Annotated in this window: 17 protein-coding genes; 12 read left to right on the forward strand and 5 right to left on the reverse strand. The window is 36.7% G+C overall.

Translation table 11 applies throughout. The annotated features are described in order from the left end of the window. The first annotated feature begins 40 nt into the window (after positions 1–40). The 5 genes from CZ490_RS01975 to CZ490_RS01995 all read left to right on the forward strand — a co-directional run bounded on the left by CZ490_RS01975 (position 41) and on the right by CZ490_RS01995 (position 5604). Positions 41–976 carry an ABC transporter permease gene (locus CZ490_RS01975; RefSeq protein WP_077617308.1) on the forward strand — a complete coding sequence of 312 codons (936 nt, stop codon included), beginning with the start codon at positions 41–43 and terminating at the stop codon, positions 974–976. A 3-nt stretch (positions 977–979) separates the two neighbouring features. Continuing rightward, a complete protein-coding gene (locus CZ490_RS01980; RefSeq protein ID WP_077617309.1) occupies positions 980–1897 on the forward strand; it encodes an ABC transporter permease in 918 nt (305 codons plus the stop codon). Positions 1898–1909: 12 nt separating this feature from the next. Next, a complete protein-coding gene (locus tag CZ490_RS01985; protein WP_077617310.1) occupies positions 1910–2977 on the forward strand; it encodes an ABC transporter ATP-binding protein in 1068 nt (355 codons plus the stop codon). Continuing rightward, complete coding sequence (locus tag CZ490_RS01990) at positions 2970–3908, forward strand: ABC transporter ATP-binding protein (protein ID WP_077617311.1); 939 nt, start codon at positions 2970–2972, stop codon at positions 3906–3908. The genes CZ490_RS01985 and CZ490_RS01990 overlap by 8 nt, the downstream gene beginning before the upstream one ends. A gap of 496 nt (positions 3909–4404) precedes the next feature. Continuing rightward, positions 4405–5604: a putative glycoside hydrolase gene (locus CZ490_RS01995; RefSeq protein ID WP_077617312.1), complete on the forward strand. Its 1200-nt coding sequence runs from the start codon at positions 4405–4407 to the stop codon at positions 5602–5604. A gap of 47 nt (positions 5605–5651) precedes the next feature. Here the strand turns inward: CZ490_RS01995 and CZ490_RS02000 are convergent, their stop codons facing one another. Next, a complete protein-coding gene (locus CZ490_RS02000; protein WP_077617313.1) occupies positions 5652–5837 on the reverse strand; it encodes a hypothetical protein in 186 nt (61 codons plus the stop codon). A 130-nt stretch (positions 5838–5967) separates the two neighbouring features. On the opposite strand from CZ490_RS02000, the gene CZ490_RS02005 reads away from it, so the two are divergent. The 5 genes from CZ490_RS02005 to pepF all read left to right on the forward strand — a co-directional run bounded on the left by CZ490_RS02005 (position 5968) and on the right by pepF (position 11465). Further along, a complete protein-coding gene (locus tag CZ490_RS02005; protein WP_077617314.1) occupies positions 5968–6543 on the forward strand; it encodes a GNAT family N-acetyltransferase in 576 nt (191 codons plus the stop codon). A 243-nt stretch (positions 6544–6786) separates the two neighbouring features. After that, on the forward strand, positions 6787–7182 hold the full coding sequence (gene spxA, locus CZ490_RS02010; protein ID WP_077617315.1) for a transcriptional regulator SpxA: 396 nt from the start codon (positions 6787–6789) through the stop codon (positions 7180–7182). 328 nt (positions 7183–7510) lie between these two features. Next, a complete protein-coding gene (gene mecA / locus CZ490_RS02015; RefSeq protein WP_077617316.1) occupies positions 7511–8179 on the forward strand; it encodes an adaptor protein MecA in 669 nt (222 codons plus the stop codon). A gap of 133 nt (positions 8180–8312) precedes the next feature. Next, complete coding sequence (locus CZ490_RS02020) at positions 8313–9503, forward strand: competence protein CoiA (protein WP_077617317.1); 1191 nt, start codon at positions 8313–8315, stop codon at positions 9501–9503. A gap of 138 nt (positions 9504–9641) precedes the next feature. Further along, positions 9642–11465, forward strand: a complete 1824-nt coding sequence (pepF, locus tag CZ490_RS02025) for an oligoendopeptidase F (protein ID WP_077617318.1) — start codon at positions 9642–9644, stop codon at positions 11463–11465. A gap of 36 nt (positions 11466–11501) precedes the next feature. On the opposite strand, the gene CZ490_RS02030 is transcribed toward pepF, so the two are convergent. The 4 genes from CZ490_RS02030 to CZ490_RS02045 form a co-directional block, all read right to left on the reverse strand. Then, a complete protein-coding gene (locus CZ490_RS02030) occupies positions 11502–11681 on the reverse strand; it encodes a hypothetical protein (RefSeq protein ID WP_077617319.1) in 180 nt (59 codons plus the stop codon). Positions 11682–11962: 281 nt separating this feature from the next. Next, entirely contained in the window at positions 11963–12799 is an 837-nt protein-coding gene (locus CZ490_RS02035) for a ClpXP adapter SpxH family protein (RefSeq protein WP_077620906.1), read from the reverse strand. Positions 12800–12982: 183 nt separating this feature from the next. Continuing rightward, the gene (locus CZ490_RS02040) at positions 12983–13597 is read right to left on the reverse strand and encodes a lytic transglycosylase domain-containing protein (protein ID WP_077617320.1); all 615 of its coding nucleotides are present in this window, start codon (positions 13595–13597) and stop codon (positions 12983–12985) included. Then, on the reverse strand, positions 13594–14193 hold the full coding sequence (locus CZ490_RS02045; protein WP_077617321.1) for a CYTH domain-containing protein: 600 nt from the start codon (positions 14191–14193) through the stop codon (positions 13594–13596). Before CZ490_RS02045 ends, CZ490_RS02040 begins: the two co-directional genes overlap by 4 nt. A gap of 164 nt (positions 14194–14357) precedes the next feature. Between CZ490_RS02045 and CZ490_RS02050 the strand changes: the two genes are divergently transcribed. After that, entirely contained in the window at positions 14358–14735 is a 378-nt protein-coding gene (locus CZ490_RS02050; RefSeq protein WP_077617322.1) for a UPF0738 family protein, read from the forward strand. Positions 14736–14758: 23 nt separating this feature from the next. Continuing rightward, entirely contained in the window at positions 14759–15394 is a 636-nt protein-coding gene (gene yjbM / locus CZ490_RS02055) for a GTP diphosphokinase (protein ID WP_077617323.1), read from the forward strand. Positions 15395–15405: the final 11 nt, after the last annotated feature.

A 15405-nucleotide genomic window follows, 5' to 3' on the forward strand; every position in this document is an offset into this window, starting at 1 on the left:
TTACTGAATTAATAGGTGATTGCTATGGGAGGTGTATAGCGTGGTGAAATATATCCTTAAAAGATTAGTCTATATGGTCATATCGCTTATCTTAATAGTTACTGCTACATTTTTCTTAATGCAAGCAGCCCCAGGCGGGCCCTTTACGAAAGAGAAGGATGTACCTCCAGAAATTGAAGCAGCCCTAAATGCCCATTATGGGTTGGACCAACCTTTATATAAACAGTATTTTGACTATTTATATGATGTAGCAAGATGGGATTTTGGACCATCCTTCAAATATAAGGCTATGTCAGTTAATGAAATAATTAATAATGGCTTTCCTATATCACTCTTTTTAGGGCTTGAGGCTATTTTAATAGCAATTGCGTTCGGAGTTATATTAGGAGTGATTGCAGCTCTTTATCATAATAAATGGCAAGATTATTCTGCGATGATTGTTGCAGTATTTGGGATATCTGTTCCAAGCTTTATTTTAGCGACAGTATTACAATATATATTTGCCATTAAGCTTGATCTTTTTCCAGTAGCAAGATGGGAATCCTTTATGCATACCATTTTACCTGCGATTGCATTGGCTTCCTCACCGATGGCCTTTATTGCTCGATTAACACGTTCAAGTATGCTTGAGGTTTTAAGTAATGATTACATAAAAACAGCTCGTGCTAAAGGATTAGCGAAGGGAACGATTACGATAAAGCATGCAATCCGTAATGCGATGCTGCCCGTTGTCTCCTATATGGGACCTTTAACAGCAGGAATCTTAACTGGTAGCTTTGTGATTGAAAAGATTTTTGGGATACCTGGATTAGGAGACGAATTTGTAACAAGTATTACTAACCGTGATTACACGGTAATCATGGGAGTCACTGTTTTTTATAGTATCTTACTATTAGTGTCTGTTCTCCTTGTCGATATTTTGTACGGATTTATTGATCCTCGCATCAAGCTATCTGGCGCGAAGGAGGGAGAGTAAAAAATGCAGAATATACCAAAGGAATTGTTTACGCCTGCAGCAATAAACGAGAATGAGGCTGAAAAAATTTCAAAACCTAGTTTGTCATTCTGGAAGGATGTTACTTCTAGATTTAAGAAAAACAAACTCGCATTAACGGGTATCGTTCTTTTAGTCATTTTATTAATTATGGCCATATTTGGCCCAATGATGAATGAATTTGATTACCGTACTACCGACCTTGCTCATGCCAATGAGGCACCTTCGAGCGTACATTGGTTTGGCACAGATGAACTTGGTAGGGACGTTTTCACAAGGACATGGCAAGGAGCAAGAATCTCGTTGTTTATTGGACTAGCAGCCGCAGTTATTGACCTCATAATCGGTGTTTTATGGGGTGGAATTTCTGGTTATATGGGCGGAAAAGTAGATGAATTTATGATGAGGTTTGCTGACATCTTATATGGTGTTCCATATTTGCTATTAGTCATTTTACTTATGGTTATTCTTGAACAAGGTTTAGGTACGATGATTCTTGCAATGACAATAACAGGGTGGATTAATATGGCACGTATTGTTAGAGGTCAAGTCTTACAGTTGAAGTATCAGGAATATGTACTTGCTGCCCAAACGCTAGGTGCTGATGTTAAGCGTATCATGTTTAAACACTTAATTCCAAATTCCATGGGACCGATTTTGGTGACGATGACCTTGACAATCCCGAATGCCATTTTCACTGAATCCTTTTTAAGTTATCTCGGTTTAGGTGTTCAGGTTCCGTTGGCTAGCTGGGGAACAATGGCCTCTGAAGGGCTACCTGCTTTTGAATATTATCCTTGGCGTTTGTTTTTTCCAGCTACTTTAATCTGTGTGACCATCTTTGCTTTTAACGTAATTGGTGATGGGATGCGAGATGCATTAGACCCAAGGCTGCGCAAGTAAGGGAGTGACGAAATGGACAAGTTATTGGAAGTGAAAGACCTTGAAGTGTCGTTTAAAACGTATGCGGGTGAGGTAAAAGCAGTCCGTGGTGTCAATTTTGATTTGTATAAAGGCGAGACCCTAGCTATTGTTGGGGAATCAGGCTCAGGAAAAAGTGTTACCTCTCAGACCATTATGAAGCTCATTCCTATGCCTCCAGGTAGAATAAGTAAAGGTCAAATTCTATTTGATGGGGAGGATCTTGTTACAAAGACGAATAAGGAAATGGAAAAGATTCGAGGGAAAGATATTGGGATGATATTCCAGGATCCGATGACTTCCTTAAATCCTACTATGAAGGTCGGCATGCAAATTATGGAGGTTTTGATTAAACATCAAAACATGTCAAAAGGGAATGCAAAAGACCGTGCGATAGAATTACTGCGTCTCGTTGGGATTCCTAGCCCAGAGAAGAGAGTCAATCAGTATCCACATGAATTTAGTGGAGGGATGAGACAACGTGCAATGATAGCTATTGCTTTGGCATCAAGTCCAAAATTATTGATTGCAGATGAGCCGACTACAGCGCTAGATGTAACAATCCAGGCACAAATCTTAGAGTTAATGAAAGATCTTCAAAGAAAGTTGGAAACATCTATTATATTTATAACTCATGATTTAGGTGTCGTGGCAAACGTTGCTGACAGGGTTGCTGTAATGTACGCTGGAAAAATCGTTGAAACAGGGACCGTAGATGAAATTTTTTACAACCCTAAGCATCCATACACATGGGGATTATTATCATCAATGCCAAGCTTAGACAACGATGATAGAGCTGAATTAATGGCGATTCCAGGGTCTCCTCCTGACCTCACAAACCCGCCAAAAGGTGATGCGTTTGCACCGCGTAATCGCTACGCAATGAAAATAGATTACGAAATGGAACCACCTATGTTCAAAGTTTCGGAAACACATTACGCAGCAACATGGTTACTTCATCCAGATGCGCCAAAAGTGGAACCTCCCGAAGCGGTAAAGCGTAGAATGAAAAACTTCCTATCCGCAAAGCAACACAGGAAGGATGACAAATACAATGGCTGAAAAACAGAAATTAGTGGAAATCAAAAATTTAAAGCAATATTTTAATGTAGGTAAACCAAATATAGTAAAAGCGGTAGATGGAATTACCTTTGATATATATAAAGGTGAAACACTTGGATTAGTTGGTGAATCGGGCTGTGGCAAATCAACCACTGGCAGAACAATTATTCGTTTGTATAGTGCGACAGACGGGGAAGTATGGTTTAACGGAGAGAATGTTCATGGCAGAAAATCTAGGAAGGATTTAAAAAAGTTTAATCGGAAAATGCAGATGATTTTTCAGGATCCGTATGCTTCTCTTAATCCTAGAATGACTGTCGCGGATATCATTGCGGAGGGTATTGATATCCATGGGCTTGCCAAGAACAACAAGGAAAGAATGGAACAAGTTTACTCCCTTCTAGAGACGGTCGGCTTAAACCGTGAACACGCTAATAGATATCCACATGAATTTTCTGGAGGACAACGACAACGAATTGGGATTGCACGTGCTTTAGCGGTAAAACCAGACTTTATTATTGCTGATGAACCCATTTCTGCCCTAGATGTATCCATACAAGCACAAGTCGTAAACTTAATGAAAAAGCTTCAAAATGAAAAAGGACTAACCTATCTTTTTATTGCTCATGATTTATCAATGGTTAAGTACATAAGCGACCGAATTGGTGTTATGTACTTCGGCAAGATAGTAGAGCTTGCTGAAGCTGATGACTTATATAAGAATCCGATTCACCCATATACAAAATCATTGTTATCTGCCATCCCGTTGCCTGACCCGAATTATGAGCGAAATCGAAAAAGACTCGTATATGATCCGCAAGAACACGGTTATACAGAAGACGAAGAGGTAAAGCTCCGCGAAATTACACCAGGGCATTTTGTTGCTTGCTCTGAAAAAGAATATAAGGAATATAAAGCGAAATATAGTTAAATGGCCTTTTATGGGGCCATTTTTTTATCGTGAGGTTAGTGAGGCTTTAGGAATTCTTGAGCCAGATGAAGCCTCGAACTTGTTGTGAGTTTGGCTCTTCGCATCTTCATGAAGTGGATGAAGACCCAAAAAGCTCGGTAGTCGCGTTCATCAGACCATCATACTTGCGATGAAGTGGAAAGTGAAGCAGAAGACGAGAGAGAATCTCCTTCATAACATCACTAAAGAGAAAACGAATCCTCTGTATAGTCAAGTTAAACAGGCAAATCCTATCCTGTCCTATTTGCCTTTGGGCCTCCATCACATCTACATCTACAATTTATACGGAATTACCAGTTATAGCACAGAAAGTAATTATGGAAACTATAAATAGTTGGACAATAATATCATATATATGAATATAGATTGAGTAATCGAGAAATTTGTCTGAATTTGTATTATTTCCTGGAAAATTCATTTACAATGACTATAAGGACTGAAGGGGAAGGAGGAAGTCATGAAAAAAATTATTACACTTCTAGTGACTGTGATTGTGGTAGGAGTTATTTTTACTTATGGAACTGGAGTAGCAGAAAGTGATATTTTGGATGTAGAAACTCATCCAAAAAGTGAATTGGTTATATCTAAAAAAGTGATCCCTGAGACTTTGAAGCGGTTTGAATTTAGTTCTGGTTTTCAATTTGAATATCCGGATGCAATAAGAGGAATATATGTGACTGCTCACTCAGCGGGTGGAAATCGTTTCCCACAGCTCATTCAATTCATTGAGAGTACGGATCTAAATGCAATGGTAATCGATGTTAAGGATGACTTTGGATATTTAACTTATGTCCCTCCAAAAGATTCAAAATACCAAGAAATAAGTAAAGACTATATTAAAGATCCGACCGCTATGATTAAACAGATGGAGGAAAAGCAAATCTACCCAATTGCAAGGGTAGTTGTTTTTAAAGACTCTGTATTAGCTCAAAAACGACCCGATTTATCTTTCAAAGATGGTGACAAAGTGTGGGCGAACGGGCGAGGTGAAGCTTTCGTAAATCCATTTTTAAAGGATGTTTGGGATTATAATGTAGGGATTGCTATTGAAGCAGCTAAACTTGGTTTCCAAGAAATTCAATTTGACTATGTTCGATTCCCGGAAGGATTTGAAAAGCGTGACCGCTCATTAACCTATAGTATGGGAGAGTATGAAAAAGCAGATTCTGATTTCGTACAAAAACGTGTAGAAGCGGTAACAGATTTTGTTGAATATGCGAAAGAAAAATTAGAACCTTACAATGTGAAGGTATCGGTTGATATTTTTGGCTACACTGCCACACTTCCAGAAGCACCTGGAATCGGTCAAAACTTTTCCAAAATCTCTGAACATGTTGATGTCATATCTTCAATGATTTATCCTAGCCACTGGACATCATATTTTGGAATCCCACGCCCTGACCTTGAGCCATATCGATTGGTTTCAGAATATGCAAAAGTAGAAAATTTTAAGCTTGACCAAATTGAAGATAGACCTATATCTAGACCATGGCTACAAGACTTCACTGCCAGTTGGCTTGGTAAAGGGAATTACACGGTATATGGTAAAGAAGAAATCGAAGCCCAAATTAAAGGCTTACAAGACCAAGGCATCAACGAATTCTTACTATGGAACGCGGCAAACTCGTACACAAAAGGTGTTGATTATACACCGTAATTTAGACCAATTAAAAGGCTAGCCCGAAGTATGGGCTAGCCCTGTTTTTATTTTTTACGCCCACCAACGTTTTTCCAACCAGCTTTTACATTTAAATCATTGTTAACAATCGTAGATCCCTTTTTCCCACCAAAGACTCTTTCGCCAAGACCATTTGCCATAACACCCATCAAAGCTGTAATACCGATGACTAGAACTGCAATAAGACCTAAATCGATTATGTAGCTTGACATGTATATCCCCCTTAATGAAAACGCCTTCTATCTCTATTCTATTCTAAGTTTCCATTTATTAAAAGAGGGAAATTTACAAACACTAATGCATACACTATTGATGACTTATAACGATATAAGGAGCAGATGTATGAACTGGTACGAGAAATTAAATCAGTATTTCCCGATTGAAGAAATGAAATCAAAAGAACATATGGAAGCACTCTTAAAAGAAAAGGGAGACATTTACCACAAAGACGAAGGGCCCTATCATGTATTGATGTATGTCGAGCTTGAGCGTTTTATCTTTATTGACTATCTGTTCGTTTCAAAAGAGTCACGCGGACAAGGACTTGGCCATAAGCTCATTGAAAAACTAAAGAAAAAAGGAAAACCGATTATTCTTGAGGTTGAACCAGTCAATTATGAAGATACTGATACAGAGAAAAGATTAAAATTCTATAAACGAGAAGGATTCAAACATGCTACTTCCATAGGGTATGAACGGAGATCATTAGCAACAAATGAATCAAACCAAATGGAAATCCTGTATTGGTCTCCAACAAATGAGTCCGAAGAACTTGTATATAAAGCAATGAGAAGGACATACGACGAGGTCCACACTTATAAAGACCGGGAGTTTTATGGTGAAACTTACCAGGATGTTGATCAAGTATTATCATTTAACGATAATAATGATAATCGAGATATCTTAAAAGATGTGTAAGTTTTCTAGTGATAGGAGTTGTAACTTCCTATCGCTTTTTTATTAGAAACCACTGTATAGCAAGGTTCTTTTCAATCCAAAGTTTTCTTTAAAATTGTCTATCTTTCTCATTAAAATTAAGGTATAATAATTAAAGAAATTACTTAATTAAATTAATTTTAATTTAATCATATTTAAAACATCCATGACCAATCATGCTGATTGTTAAGTAATAATCTACTTTTTAAGGGAGTGATAAGGTTAATGGTTACTCTTTATACTTCTCCTAGCTGTACTTCTTGCCGTAAAGCAAAGTCATGGTTAGAGGAAAATCAAATTCCATATCAAGAAAGAAACATTATTTCTGATACTCTTTCACTCGAAGAGATTAAAGAAATTTTACGTATGACGGAAGATGGAACAGATGAGATTATCTCAACTCGTTCTAAGGTATTCCAAAAATTAAATGTAAATCTAGAGACAATGCCTCTACAAGATTTATACAAATTAATTCAAGAAAACCCGGGGCTTCTACGTCGGCCAATTATCATCGATGAGAAGAGACTTCAGGTTGGCTATAACGAGGACGAAATTCGTAGGTTTTTACCAAGAAAAGTTCGTACCTTCCAATTGAAAGAAGCACAGCGCTTAGTAAATTAACATCATGAAAACTTCTACTATAACTATGTAGAAGTTTTTTTTCTTATTTGGTCATTTTACTCGTCTTCTTCTGTGATTCGTATTATAATGGAACATAAAATAGCAAGTACCCGAATAACCGGGCAATATAACTGTTTTTTAAAAATTAACCCTTTTTATTTCCATTCTCATAGCTTTTAACATAAAATAAATTATACGTACAAGATATAGACTTTTTTCGTAGCATTGGGTTATTCTACAACTAATATGGGAAAAGTGAATAAAAGAACATCTGGCTCGGGGGTATAACGTCCCTTCAAAATCTGAGCAAGAAGGGAGAGGTTCTGTAATGGAAATCGAACGAATCAACGAACATACAGTAAAATTTTATATTTCATATAATGACATAGAGCAGCGTGGGTTTGAGCGTGAGGAAATCTGGTATAACCGGGAGCGAAGCGAAGAGCTCTTCTGGGAAATGATGGATGAAATTCATCAGGAAGAAGAATTCACGATTGATGGACCACTATGGATCCAAGTCCAAGCGTTAGAAAAAGGGCTAGAGGTACTTGTAACACGAGCACAGCTTTCGAAAGATGGAAACAAATATGAGCTTCCCGTTGGTGACGATAAAATGCCAGTCGATGAAAAAATCGAATCGTTACTTGACCAGCAATTCCAATCCAAGTATGAGGATACAGACTTTGTTGAAGAATTTGATGAAGAAAATTTCCAATTCCTAATTCGATTTAATGATTTCGAAGATGTAATCTCATTAGCACATCGAATTCAGCTAGGTGGCTTAAATAATTCTTTGTATTCCTTTGAAAACAAGTATTATTTATTTATCGAATTTAATGAGGAAATCTATACAGAGGATGAATTAGAGAATATGCTTAGCATTGTCCTTGAGTATGGACACGAATCAGCACTGTCTATTCATCGAATTGAAGAATATGGAAAGAAGATTATGAATGAAAATGCATTAGAGGAAATGGTTAAATATTTTTCATTATAAGTAAAAGTCGATTTCATTATGTGGAATCGACTTTTTTGTTCCTTTGAAAAAAGTTCGGAATTTTTAGTTTGTACAACCTATTTCATCTATGCTATTTTTAAGTGGCAATAAAAAATGATTAGGAGATGATGCCATGTTTGTTGCCTTACGTAAGAATGGGGATTATGTTTCGTTAGTTGAAAAATGGAAGCGCTCAGATTTGCTTGAGCTCAGAAAGGATGAGACTTTTCTTTGCCCAGCATGCCAAAGTAAGGTTCAGCTAAAAGCGGGTATGAAAAAGACTCACCATTTTGCTCATCTAAAAGGAGCAGAGTGTACGATTAAAACTGAACCCGAATCTGAATATCACCTTGATGGAAAGCGCCAGCTTTTTCATTGGTTTCAAGCACAAGGATATGATGTAAAGCTTGAGCCGTTTTTATCAGAAATTTCACAACGACCAGACCTATTAGTTGTAACTCAAGATAGACGCTATGCAATTGAGTATCAATGTTCAGGGATTGATTCTGCCCTATTTAAAAAAAGATCGGATTCATACCGACAGATAGGTATTATTCCACTTTGGATTTTAGGTGCAAAATGGTTTAAGCGAATGTCAACCTATTCGGTTCGCCTCTCATCGTTTCAGTGGCTTTTTGCAACATCCTTCAATCAACCTATTCCACCAAGCATCTTATTTTACTGTCCAAACACTTCTACATTTATAAAATTATCAAACTTACAACCTTTCACATCGAGCGAAGCCTTTAGTTCCATTCATTTTTATAAAGAAGATGTCGTATCTTTTTCAAGGCTAATAGCCCCCAACAAAACTACATTTCCATTACTTCCATTATGGGTAAGAAAAAAACACAAATGGAGAGCTAATTATTCTGTCTATTCAACCTCTAATTTAGCTACATTGCTGACTACTTTATATGAAAATCGAATACCACCATCATTATTGCCAGCAGAAGCTGGGGTGCCACTTACATCGGGTTATTGGTTCCATACGCCTCCAATGGTGTGGCAAATGTGGATTTTGCTTGACCTCTTACTCCCACTAAAGGTAGGTACTACGTTCTTCTTTTCAAGTGTAATGGGCGTAATTTCAGAGCGTATTTCTTCAAAGGATCTAATAATCAAACAGCTTCCATTACTTTTTCATTCTCGGTATTCTCATGCAGTTGAGGAGTACCTTCTTTTCCTAGTATCTGTAGGAAAACTTACAAAGTTAAGTAATACAAAATATAAAAAAATTGGAGAATTACAAATACCTTCTACATTGGAGGGAAGCCTTAAGATGGATGAGGCAATTCTTAAGAAGAGTGGAAACTCTTGCTAAGCATGAAAAGAGTGAATTGGTAAAACATAATATGGGCAAATACTAAATTCAAAAAACTTAAACTTTTTACTGTAAAAAAGGAGATAATGAGTAAGATATCGAATATTTTTAAGAGACTAGATATAGGAGGTATATAAAATGTCTGACCAAACAACTGTAAAAAAGCTCCCAAATCGTAAAGAAATTGCTGAGCAAGATACGTGGAAATTAGAAGATATTTTTTCTTCAGATGCAGAATGGGAAAAGGAATTTAAAGAAGTTAAAGAGATGATTCCCGGGGTTGCTGAATTCCAAGGCAAACTTGGCGATTCTGCAGATAAGCTTTATGAAACGCTAGCATATCAAGATGCAATTTCATTACGAATGGGTAAACTTTATACATATGCACATATGCGATATGATCAGGATACAACAAATTCGTTCTATCAGGGATTATATGATAGAGCTACAAACCTTTATACACAAGTAGGGAGTGCACTATCATTTATCGTTCCTGAGATCTTATCTGTTGATGAAGAGAAAATTAAATCCTTTTTAGCAGAAAAAGAAGAGTTAAAGGTGTATGAGCATGCATTAGATGACATCAATCGTGAACGTCCGCATGTTCTTTCGGCAAAAGAGGAGGCATTACTAGCACAAGCCTACGAGGTAATGGATTCTTCGAGTAACACATTTGGAATGCTTAACAACGCTGATTTAACGTTCCCAACAATTAAGGATGAGAATGGGGAAGAAGTCGAGATTACACACGGCCGTTACATTCGATTCCTTGAAAGCTCAGACCGACGTGTACGTGAAGAAGCTTTCAAAGCAGTATATGATACTTATGGCAACTTTAAAAATACGTTTGGAAGCACATTAAGTGGAACAGTTAAGAAGGATAATTTTAATGCGCGTATCCGTAACTTTAAATCTGCTCGTGAAGCAGCGTTAAGTAGCAACAATATTCCTGAAACGGTCTATGATAATCTAGTCAATACTATTAATGATAATCTTCACCTTTTACATCGATATGTAGATCTTCGTAAAAAGGCTTTAGGTGTAGATGAACTTCATATGTATGACCTGTATACACCTCTTGTAAAAGATGTGAAAATGGAGGTTTCTTATGAGGAAGCGAAGGATTATATCCTAAAAGGGCTTGCTGCATTAGGTGAAGATTATTTACGCGTATTAAAAGAAGGCTTTGATAATCGTTGGGTGGACGTTCACGAAAATAAAGGGAAGCGTAGCGGGGCTTATTCGTCTGGAACATACGGTACAAATCCATATATTCTTATGAACTGGCAAGACAATGTAAATAACCTTTTCACATTAGCCCATGAATTTGGTCACTCTGTTCATAGTTACTATACTAGAAACAACCAACCATACACATATGGAAACTATTCTATCTTTGTTGCGGAAGTAGCATCTACATGTAATGAAGCATTGTTGGGAGATTATTTATTAAAAAACATTGATGATGACCAAAAAAGGCTCTATCTTTTAAATCATCAGTTAGAAGGCTTTAGAGGTACTGTATTCCGTCAAACGATGTTCGCGGAGTTCGAGCACATGATTCATATGAAAGCACAAGAGGGAGAGGCATTAACTCCTGACTTGTTCACAGAAATGTACTATGATTTAAATAAAAAATATTTTGGACCAAATATTGTTGTGGATGAGGAGATTGGACTAGAATGGTCTCGAATTCCCCATTTCTATTATAATTATTATGTGTATCAATATGCGACCGGTTATAGCGCGGCAACGGCATTAAGTAAGCAAATTTTAGAAGAAGGCAAGCCGGCCGTGGATCGTTATATTAACAATTTCCTAAAAGCGGGAAGTTCTAATTATCCAATTGAGGTACTAAAAAATGCAGGTGTAGATATGACTTCTGCGGACCCAATCAAAGAAGCATGCAAGGTGTTTGAAGCAACCTTAACTGAAATGGAAAAGTTATTAGAAAAGCAGTAAATAATACAAGGGCATCCATTTTGGGTGCCCTTTTACCTATGGTCGAAAACCTCTAAATCGATTGCGATGATTATAAATAACGATGGTCACTAGTAATGATAAAAATAAAAGCGGAGTTGTGATATATAGGGGGATTAGTTTCATTAATCCTAATAAGTTTAGGCCAAAGGTAATAATAACCATAGTACTCCCGATTATCAAACCAATTTTCCTCATCATAGAACCCTCCTTACAATGAATGTAAGTTGTTTATAGTCTATTTTTATGTCCAAGCAAACGAATTAAGAATAGGAATTTGACAACTTTGTGAAAAAATGTACATATAGTTGAAAATGGTTATCAATCCTGCTATTATAAAAACATGAAGTAATCACACAAACAACACCCCTTTGTTTGAAGTGAGATTTCTCCCATCCCCTTTATTGAATATAAAAAAAAGACTTGGAGCACTAGGTTCCAAGTCTTTTTTGTATTGTGAAAATGAGCACTTCTCGCATTTATTCTACATATCTCCAGAAGGTGCCGTATTTAACGGGAACTTGTTCGACTTTCTGCTTTAACAAGAGCTTCTTCATTTCACGTTCAACCTCTGGTATCGGTATGTCGTATAGAACAGATATTTCTTTTGATGCAACGAATTTAAAGTATTTTAGAAATTCCTCTAATGGTGGTGGGGGAGTAGGCTCAATTTTTTCACCGAGCATATCATATATAATATGGACATACATGTCATATGGGTAACATCCAGTGATTTTTAATCCCTCTTCTTCAATATTCTCATTAAAGAAAACCAGTGTTGGAATCTCATCTACTTCCATTTCAGAGGTGATTTTTAAGTCACATTGAAATGCTTTCGCCGCACTAGAAGAATGGAGGTCATTTTCAAATTCAGTCACATCTAGTCCAACTTCTTCTGCACAGGCCATTAGAACATTTACATCAGAAATATCGCGTTTATCTAGGAAGAGATTTTCCTGAAGTTTACGTAAAAACCGAATACCGGCTCTTTTACCTTGCAGTTCTGCAGCCTTAATTGCAATAGATACAGAATGCGGTGCAGAAATAGGATTTTCAAGCCATAAACTTCCATCACAAGACATCCCTGATCTACTAGCAGTACGCTCCCAAACCTGTGCCATGTCTAGCGGCTTTTTCTTCGATTGTATATTTAAGGAAGCAAGGCGGCCACTTAAAATATGGCGAATTGTAAAATACTTTCCATATTCAATTGTGAGTTTTTTTAAAATGGGTTCCAATGCCCAACAATCAGGACAAAGTGGATCAATAAACATATAGATTTCCAATGGACGGCTAGATGAATGATTGAACCCCATCTTTTCATAATGTTTCAAGACCTTACCCCTTTCTACCTGTCAGGAGTGATTATCATATGTTGTGTAATAACATTTTATCAATGGTAGACATTTAACTCAAATAAAGCGCACTTTTAAAGAATTGAAAATATTGGAAAAGGATAAAAAAGAAGCTCTTCCTCATTAAAATAGGAAGAGCAGGTTTTATCCAATATAGGATTCTGTTACTTTTCTCACATAATTTTGTGTTTCTTTAAAGGGGGGAATCCCACCATACTTATCAACATTTCCTGGACCTGCATTATAAGCTGCAAGAGCAAGCGTCACATTTCCGTTATATCGGTCTAACATGTCTCGAAGATATTTCGTCCCTGCCTCAATATTCTGAGATGGGTCAGTTAAATTTGTAACCCCCAAACTTCTTGCCGTAGCAGGCATTAGTTGCATTAAACCAGTCGCACCAGCATGGCTTTTAGCATTTGGATTAAAATTTGATTCATGTTTAATCACAGAGCTTATTAAATTTGGATCTACATTGTATTTTTGGGCAGCATTCTGTATCAATCCATCAAAACTGTTAGGAATTGCCGCTTGTTTAGGACTTGAAAATGTTATCGGCATATACTGTTGATTAGTTAATAATGCTGTTGAATTAACTTTCGTGCGGATGCTCTCAGTTGGCGAACTAGATGAACTAGACATCAATTGTAACAGCATGTCCTTAAAATTGGCGCCGTCATTATTCGACGTTTGGGAATCTGTTGTAGAAACATTTCGTAACGCCTGAAGTTCAAGCAAGACCTTAAAATCTATTTTCATCTGTGTTCCTCTCCTAGTAGAATATGCTTTTTCCGCTCATAAAACCTTCGAATTTTATTATCGGTTTTACGTATCGGTATATGGTATTGTTTTAGTAATTCAATAAATAACTGCTTACCAATTTCCTCATCTGTTACTTCATATTCTACCTCGTAATCAACCTGGTTTAAATAGTAACTCTTATCCAATACGAGCAGGCCTTCTTTATACTCAACTTCAGCGCGTAGCGTTTTAAGTGAGCCAAAGTAGGTAATATCCATTGGATCAATCATTAAGTTATTTAATATAGTTTTAATGTCACCTTCAACAATAGGTCCGCCATTAAGCATATGCTTAGCTTCTTGCTCAGTTAACGGTTGGTGAGTCTCGAGCAGACCACGTTCGACAGGTTGCTTTAAAGTGAGTATATATGTCCCTTTTTTCTCACGGATACGTAATGCAGCTCCATTATCCTTCAAGGAAAATTGGGGTGTATCAAAATAGTAATTTTCTTGCACTACCTGTTTGTCTTCATCGATAGAGAAGACGGACAATAATCGATGATACTCTTCTTCTTCTAGTATATTTTTAAATTCAATCTCAAGCTCTTGTACCATAACTTCAACGCCTTTATTACAGTTTTTTATATTATATCATTAAGGAGAGCAATTTTTAGAATTTGAATAGCAGTTTCTTTAAAGAATTCATGTACATATGATAAAATAAGTGTGGATTTTGAAATAATGTGGTGTAACCCGATTTATGAAAAAGGAGCTTATTGATGCAGAAACGTATTGAAATTAGTCATATTAACGATTCGAATAACAAACTAGAGCTTATGGCAGACAACACTGAATTTGAAACTGCTGGATTACGAGCTAGTGGTCAAATGCTGGTTGACTCTGATTCATTAGCATTCATTTACAAACTTGAAAATGACCAGGAATTTATATACGTGAGCTTGCCATCAGCTGTATGGCCGTCCCTAAAAAATGTGATTTCTGAAAAACAACAAGTTATTTTACACTTAAAGGACATTGAAATAGAACTCATTGATATTATTCCAGAACTAGAATACCTACTACAAAACATTGAGGGTAATTCAAATTACGGAGATGAAATGGTTGGGCTTGTCGAGAAAACATTCTTGTCTGAATAAGGATATAAAAATGGGGGTGTATTATGATTAAAGATTGGGATCTTTTTTTGGCTCCATACAAGCAGGCTGTTGATGAGCTGAAAATTAAGCTTAAAGGAATGAGAACTCAATTTGAAATGCAAGGTACCCATTCCCCAATTGAATTTGTAACAGGTAGAGTCAAGCCTATCCATAGTATTTTAGATAAGGCTGCAAAGAAAGATATTCCTTCTGATAAACTTGAAGAGATACAGGACATTGCTGGCCTGCGAATGATGTGTCAATTTGTGGATGATATTAAGCGTGTTGTTGAACTTTTACGGATGCGCAATGATATGGAAATCATTGAAGAACGAGATTACATCTCCCAAAAGAAAGAAAGTGGATATCGTTCATATCATCTCGTCATCCAATATCCCGTCCAGACCATTGGGGGAGAAAAGAAAATATTAGTAGAAATTCAGGTTCGCACACTTGCAATGAATTTTTGGGCGACAATTGAACACTCTTTAAACTACAAATATAGTGGTAGATTTCCAAAAGAGATTGAACTTCGCCTACAACGTGCAGCAGAGGCAGCCTTCCAACTTGATGAAGAAATGTCTAAAATTCGTGGCGAAATTCAAGAGGCACAAGTTATCTTCTCAAGAAAAACAGAAAGTAATGATAAATCATTATAGATAGGGTGTAA

Origin of the sequence: Litchfieldia sinesaloumensis (assembly GCF_900156865.1) — a bacterium.
Taxonomy (GTDB): Bacteria; Bacillota; Bacilli; order Bacillales; family Bacillaceae_L; genus Ferdinandcohnia; species Ferdinandcohnia sinesaloumensis.

Bases quoted from the DNA above. Each gene is read 5' to 3' on its own strand.
- CZ490_RS01980 (WP_077617309.1), top strand. From the start codon at position 980: ATGCAGAATATACCAAAGGAATTGTTTACGCCTGCAGCAATAAACGAG.
- CZ490_RS01985 (WP_077617310.1), top strand. From the start codon at position 1,910: ATGGACAAGTTATTGGAAGTGAAAGACCTTGAAGTGTCGTTTAAAACG.
- CZ490_RS01990 (WP_077617311.1), top strand. From the start codon at position 2,970: ATGGCTGAAAAACAGAAATTAGTGGAAATCAAAAATTTAAAGCAATAT.
- CZ490_RS01995 (WP_077617312.1), top strand. From the start codon at position 4,405: ATGAAAAAAATTATTACACTTCTAGTGACTGTGATTGTGGTAGGAGTT.
- CZ490_RS02000 (WP_077617313.1), bottom strand. From the start codon at position 5,837: ATGTCAAGCTACATAATCGATTTAGGTCTTATTGCAGTTCTAGTCATC.
- CZ490_RS02005 (WP_077617314.1), top strand. From the start codon at position 5,968: ATGAACTGGTACGAGAAATTAAATCAGTATTTCCCGATTGAAGAAATG.
- spxA (WP_077617315.1), top strand. From the start codon at position 6,787: ATGGTTACTCTTTATACTTCTCCTAGCTGTACTTCTTGCCGTAAAGCA.
- mecA (WP_077617316.1), top strand. From the start codon at position 7,511: ATGGAAATCGAACGAATCAACGAACATACAGTAAAATTTTATATTTCA.
- CZ490_RS02020 (WP_077617317.1), top strand. From the start codon at position 8,313: ATGTTTGTTGCCTTACGTAAGAATGGGGATTATGTTTCGTTAGTTGAA.
- pepF (WP_077617318.1), top strand. From the start codon at position 9,642: ATGTCTGACCAAACAACTGTAAAAAAGCTCCCAAATCGTAAAGAAATT.
- CZ490_RS02030 (WP_077617319.1), bottom strand. From the start codon at position 11,681: ATGAGGAAAATTGGTTTGATAATCGGGAGTACTATGGTTATTATTACC.
- CZ490_RS02035 (WP_077620906.1), bottom strand. From the start codon at position 12,799: ATGGGGTTCAATCATTCATCTAGCCGTCCATTGGAAATCTATATGTTT.
- CZ490_RS02040 (WP_077617320.1), bottom strand. From the start codon at position 13,597: ATGAAAATAGATTTTAAGGTCTTGCTTGAACTTCAGGCGTTACGAAAT.
- CZ490_RS02045 (WP_077617321.1), bottom strand. From the start codon at position 14,193: ATGGTACAAGAGCTTGAGATTGAATTTAAAAATATACTAGAAGAAGAA.
- CZ490_RS02050 (WP_077617322.1), top strand. From the start codon at position 14,358: ATGCAGAAACGTATTGAAATTAGTCATATTAACGATTCGAATAACAAA.
- yjbM (WP_077617323.1), top strand. From the start codon at position 14,759: ATGATTAAAGATTGGGATCTTTTTTTGGCTCCATACAAGCAGGCTGTT.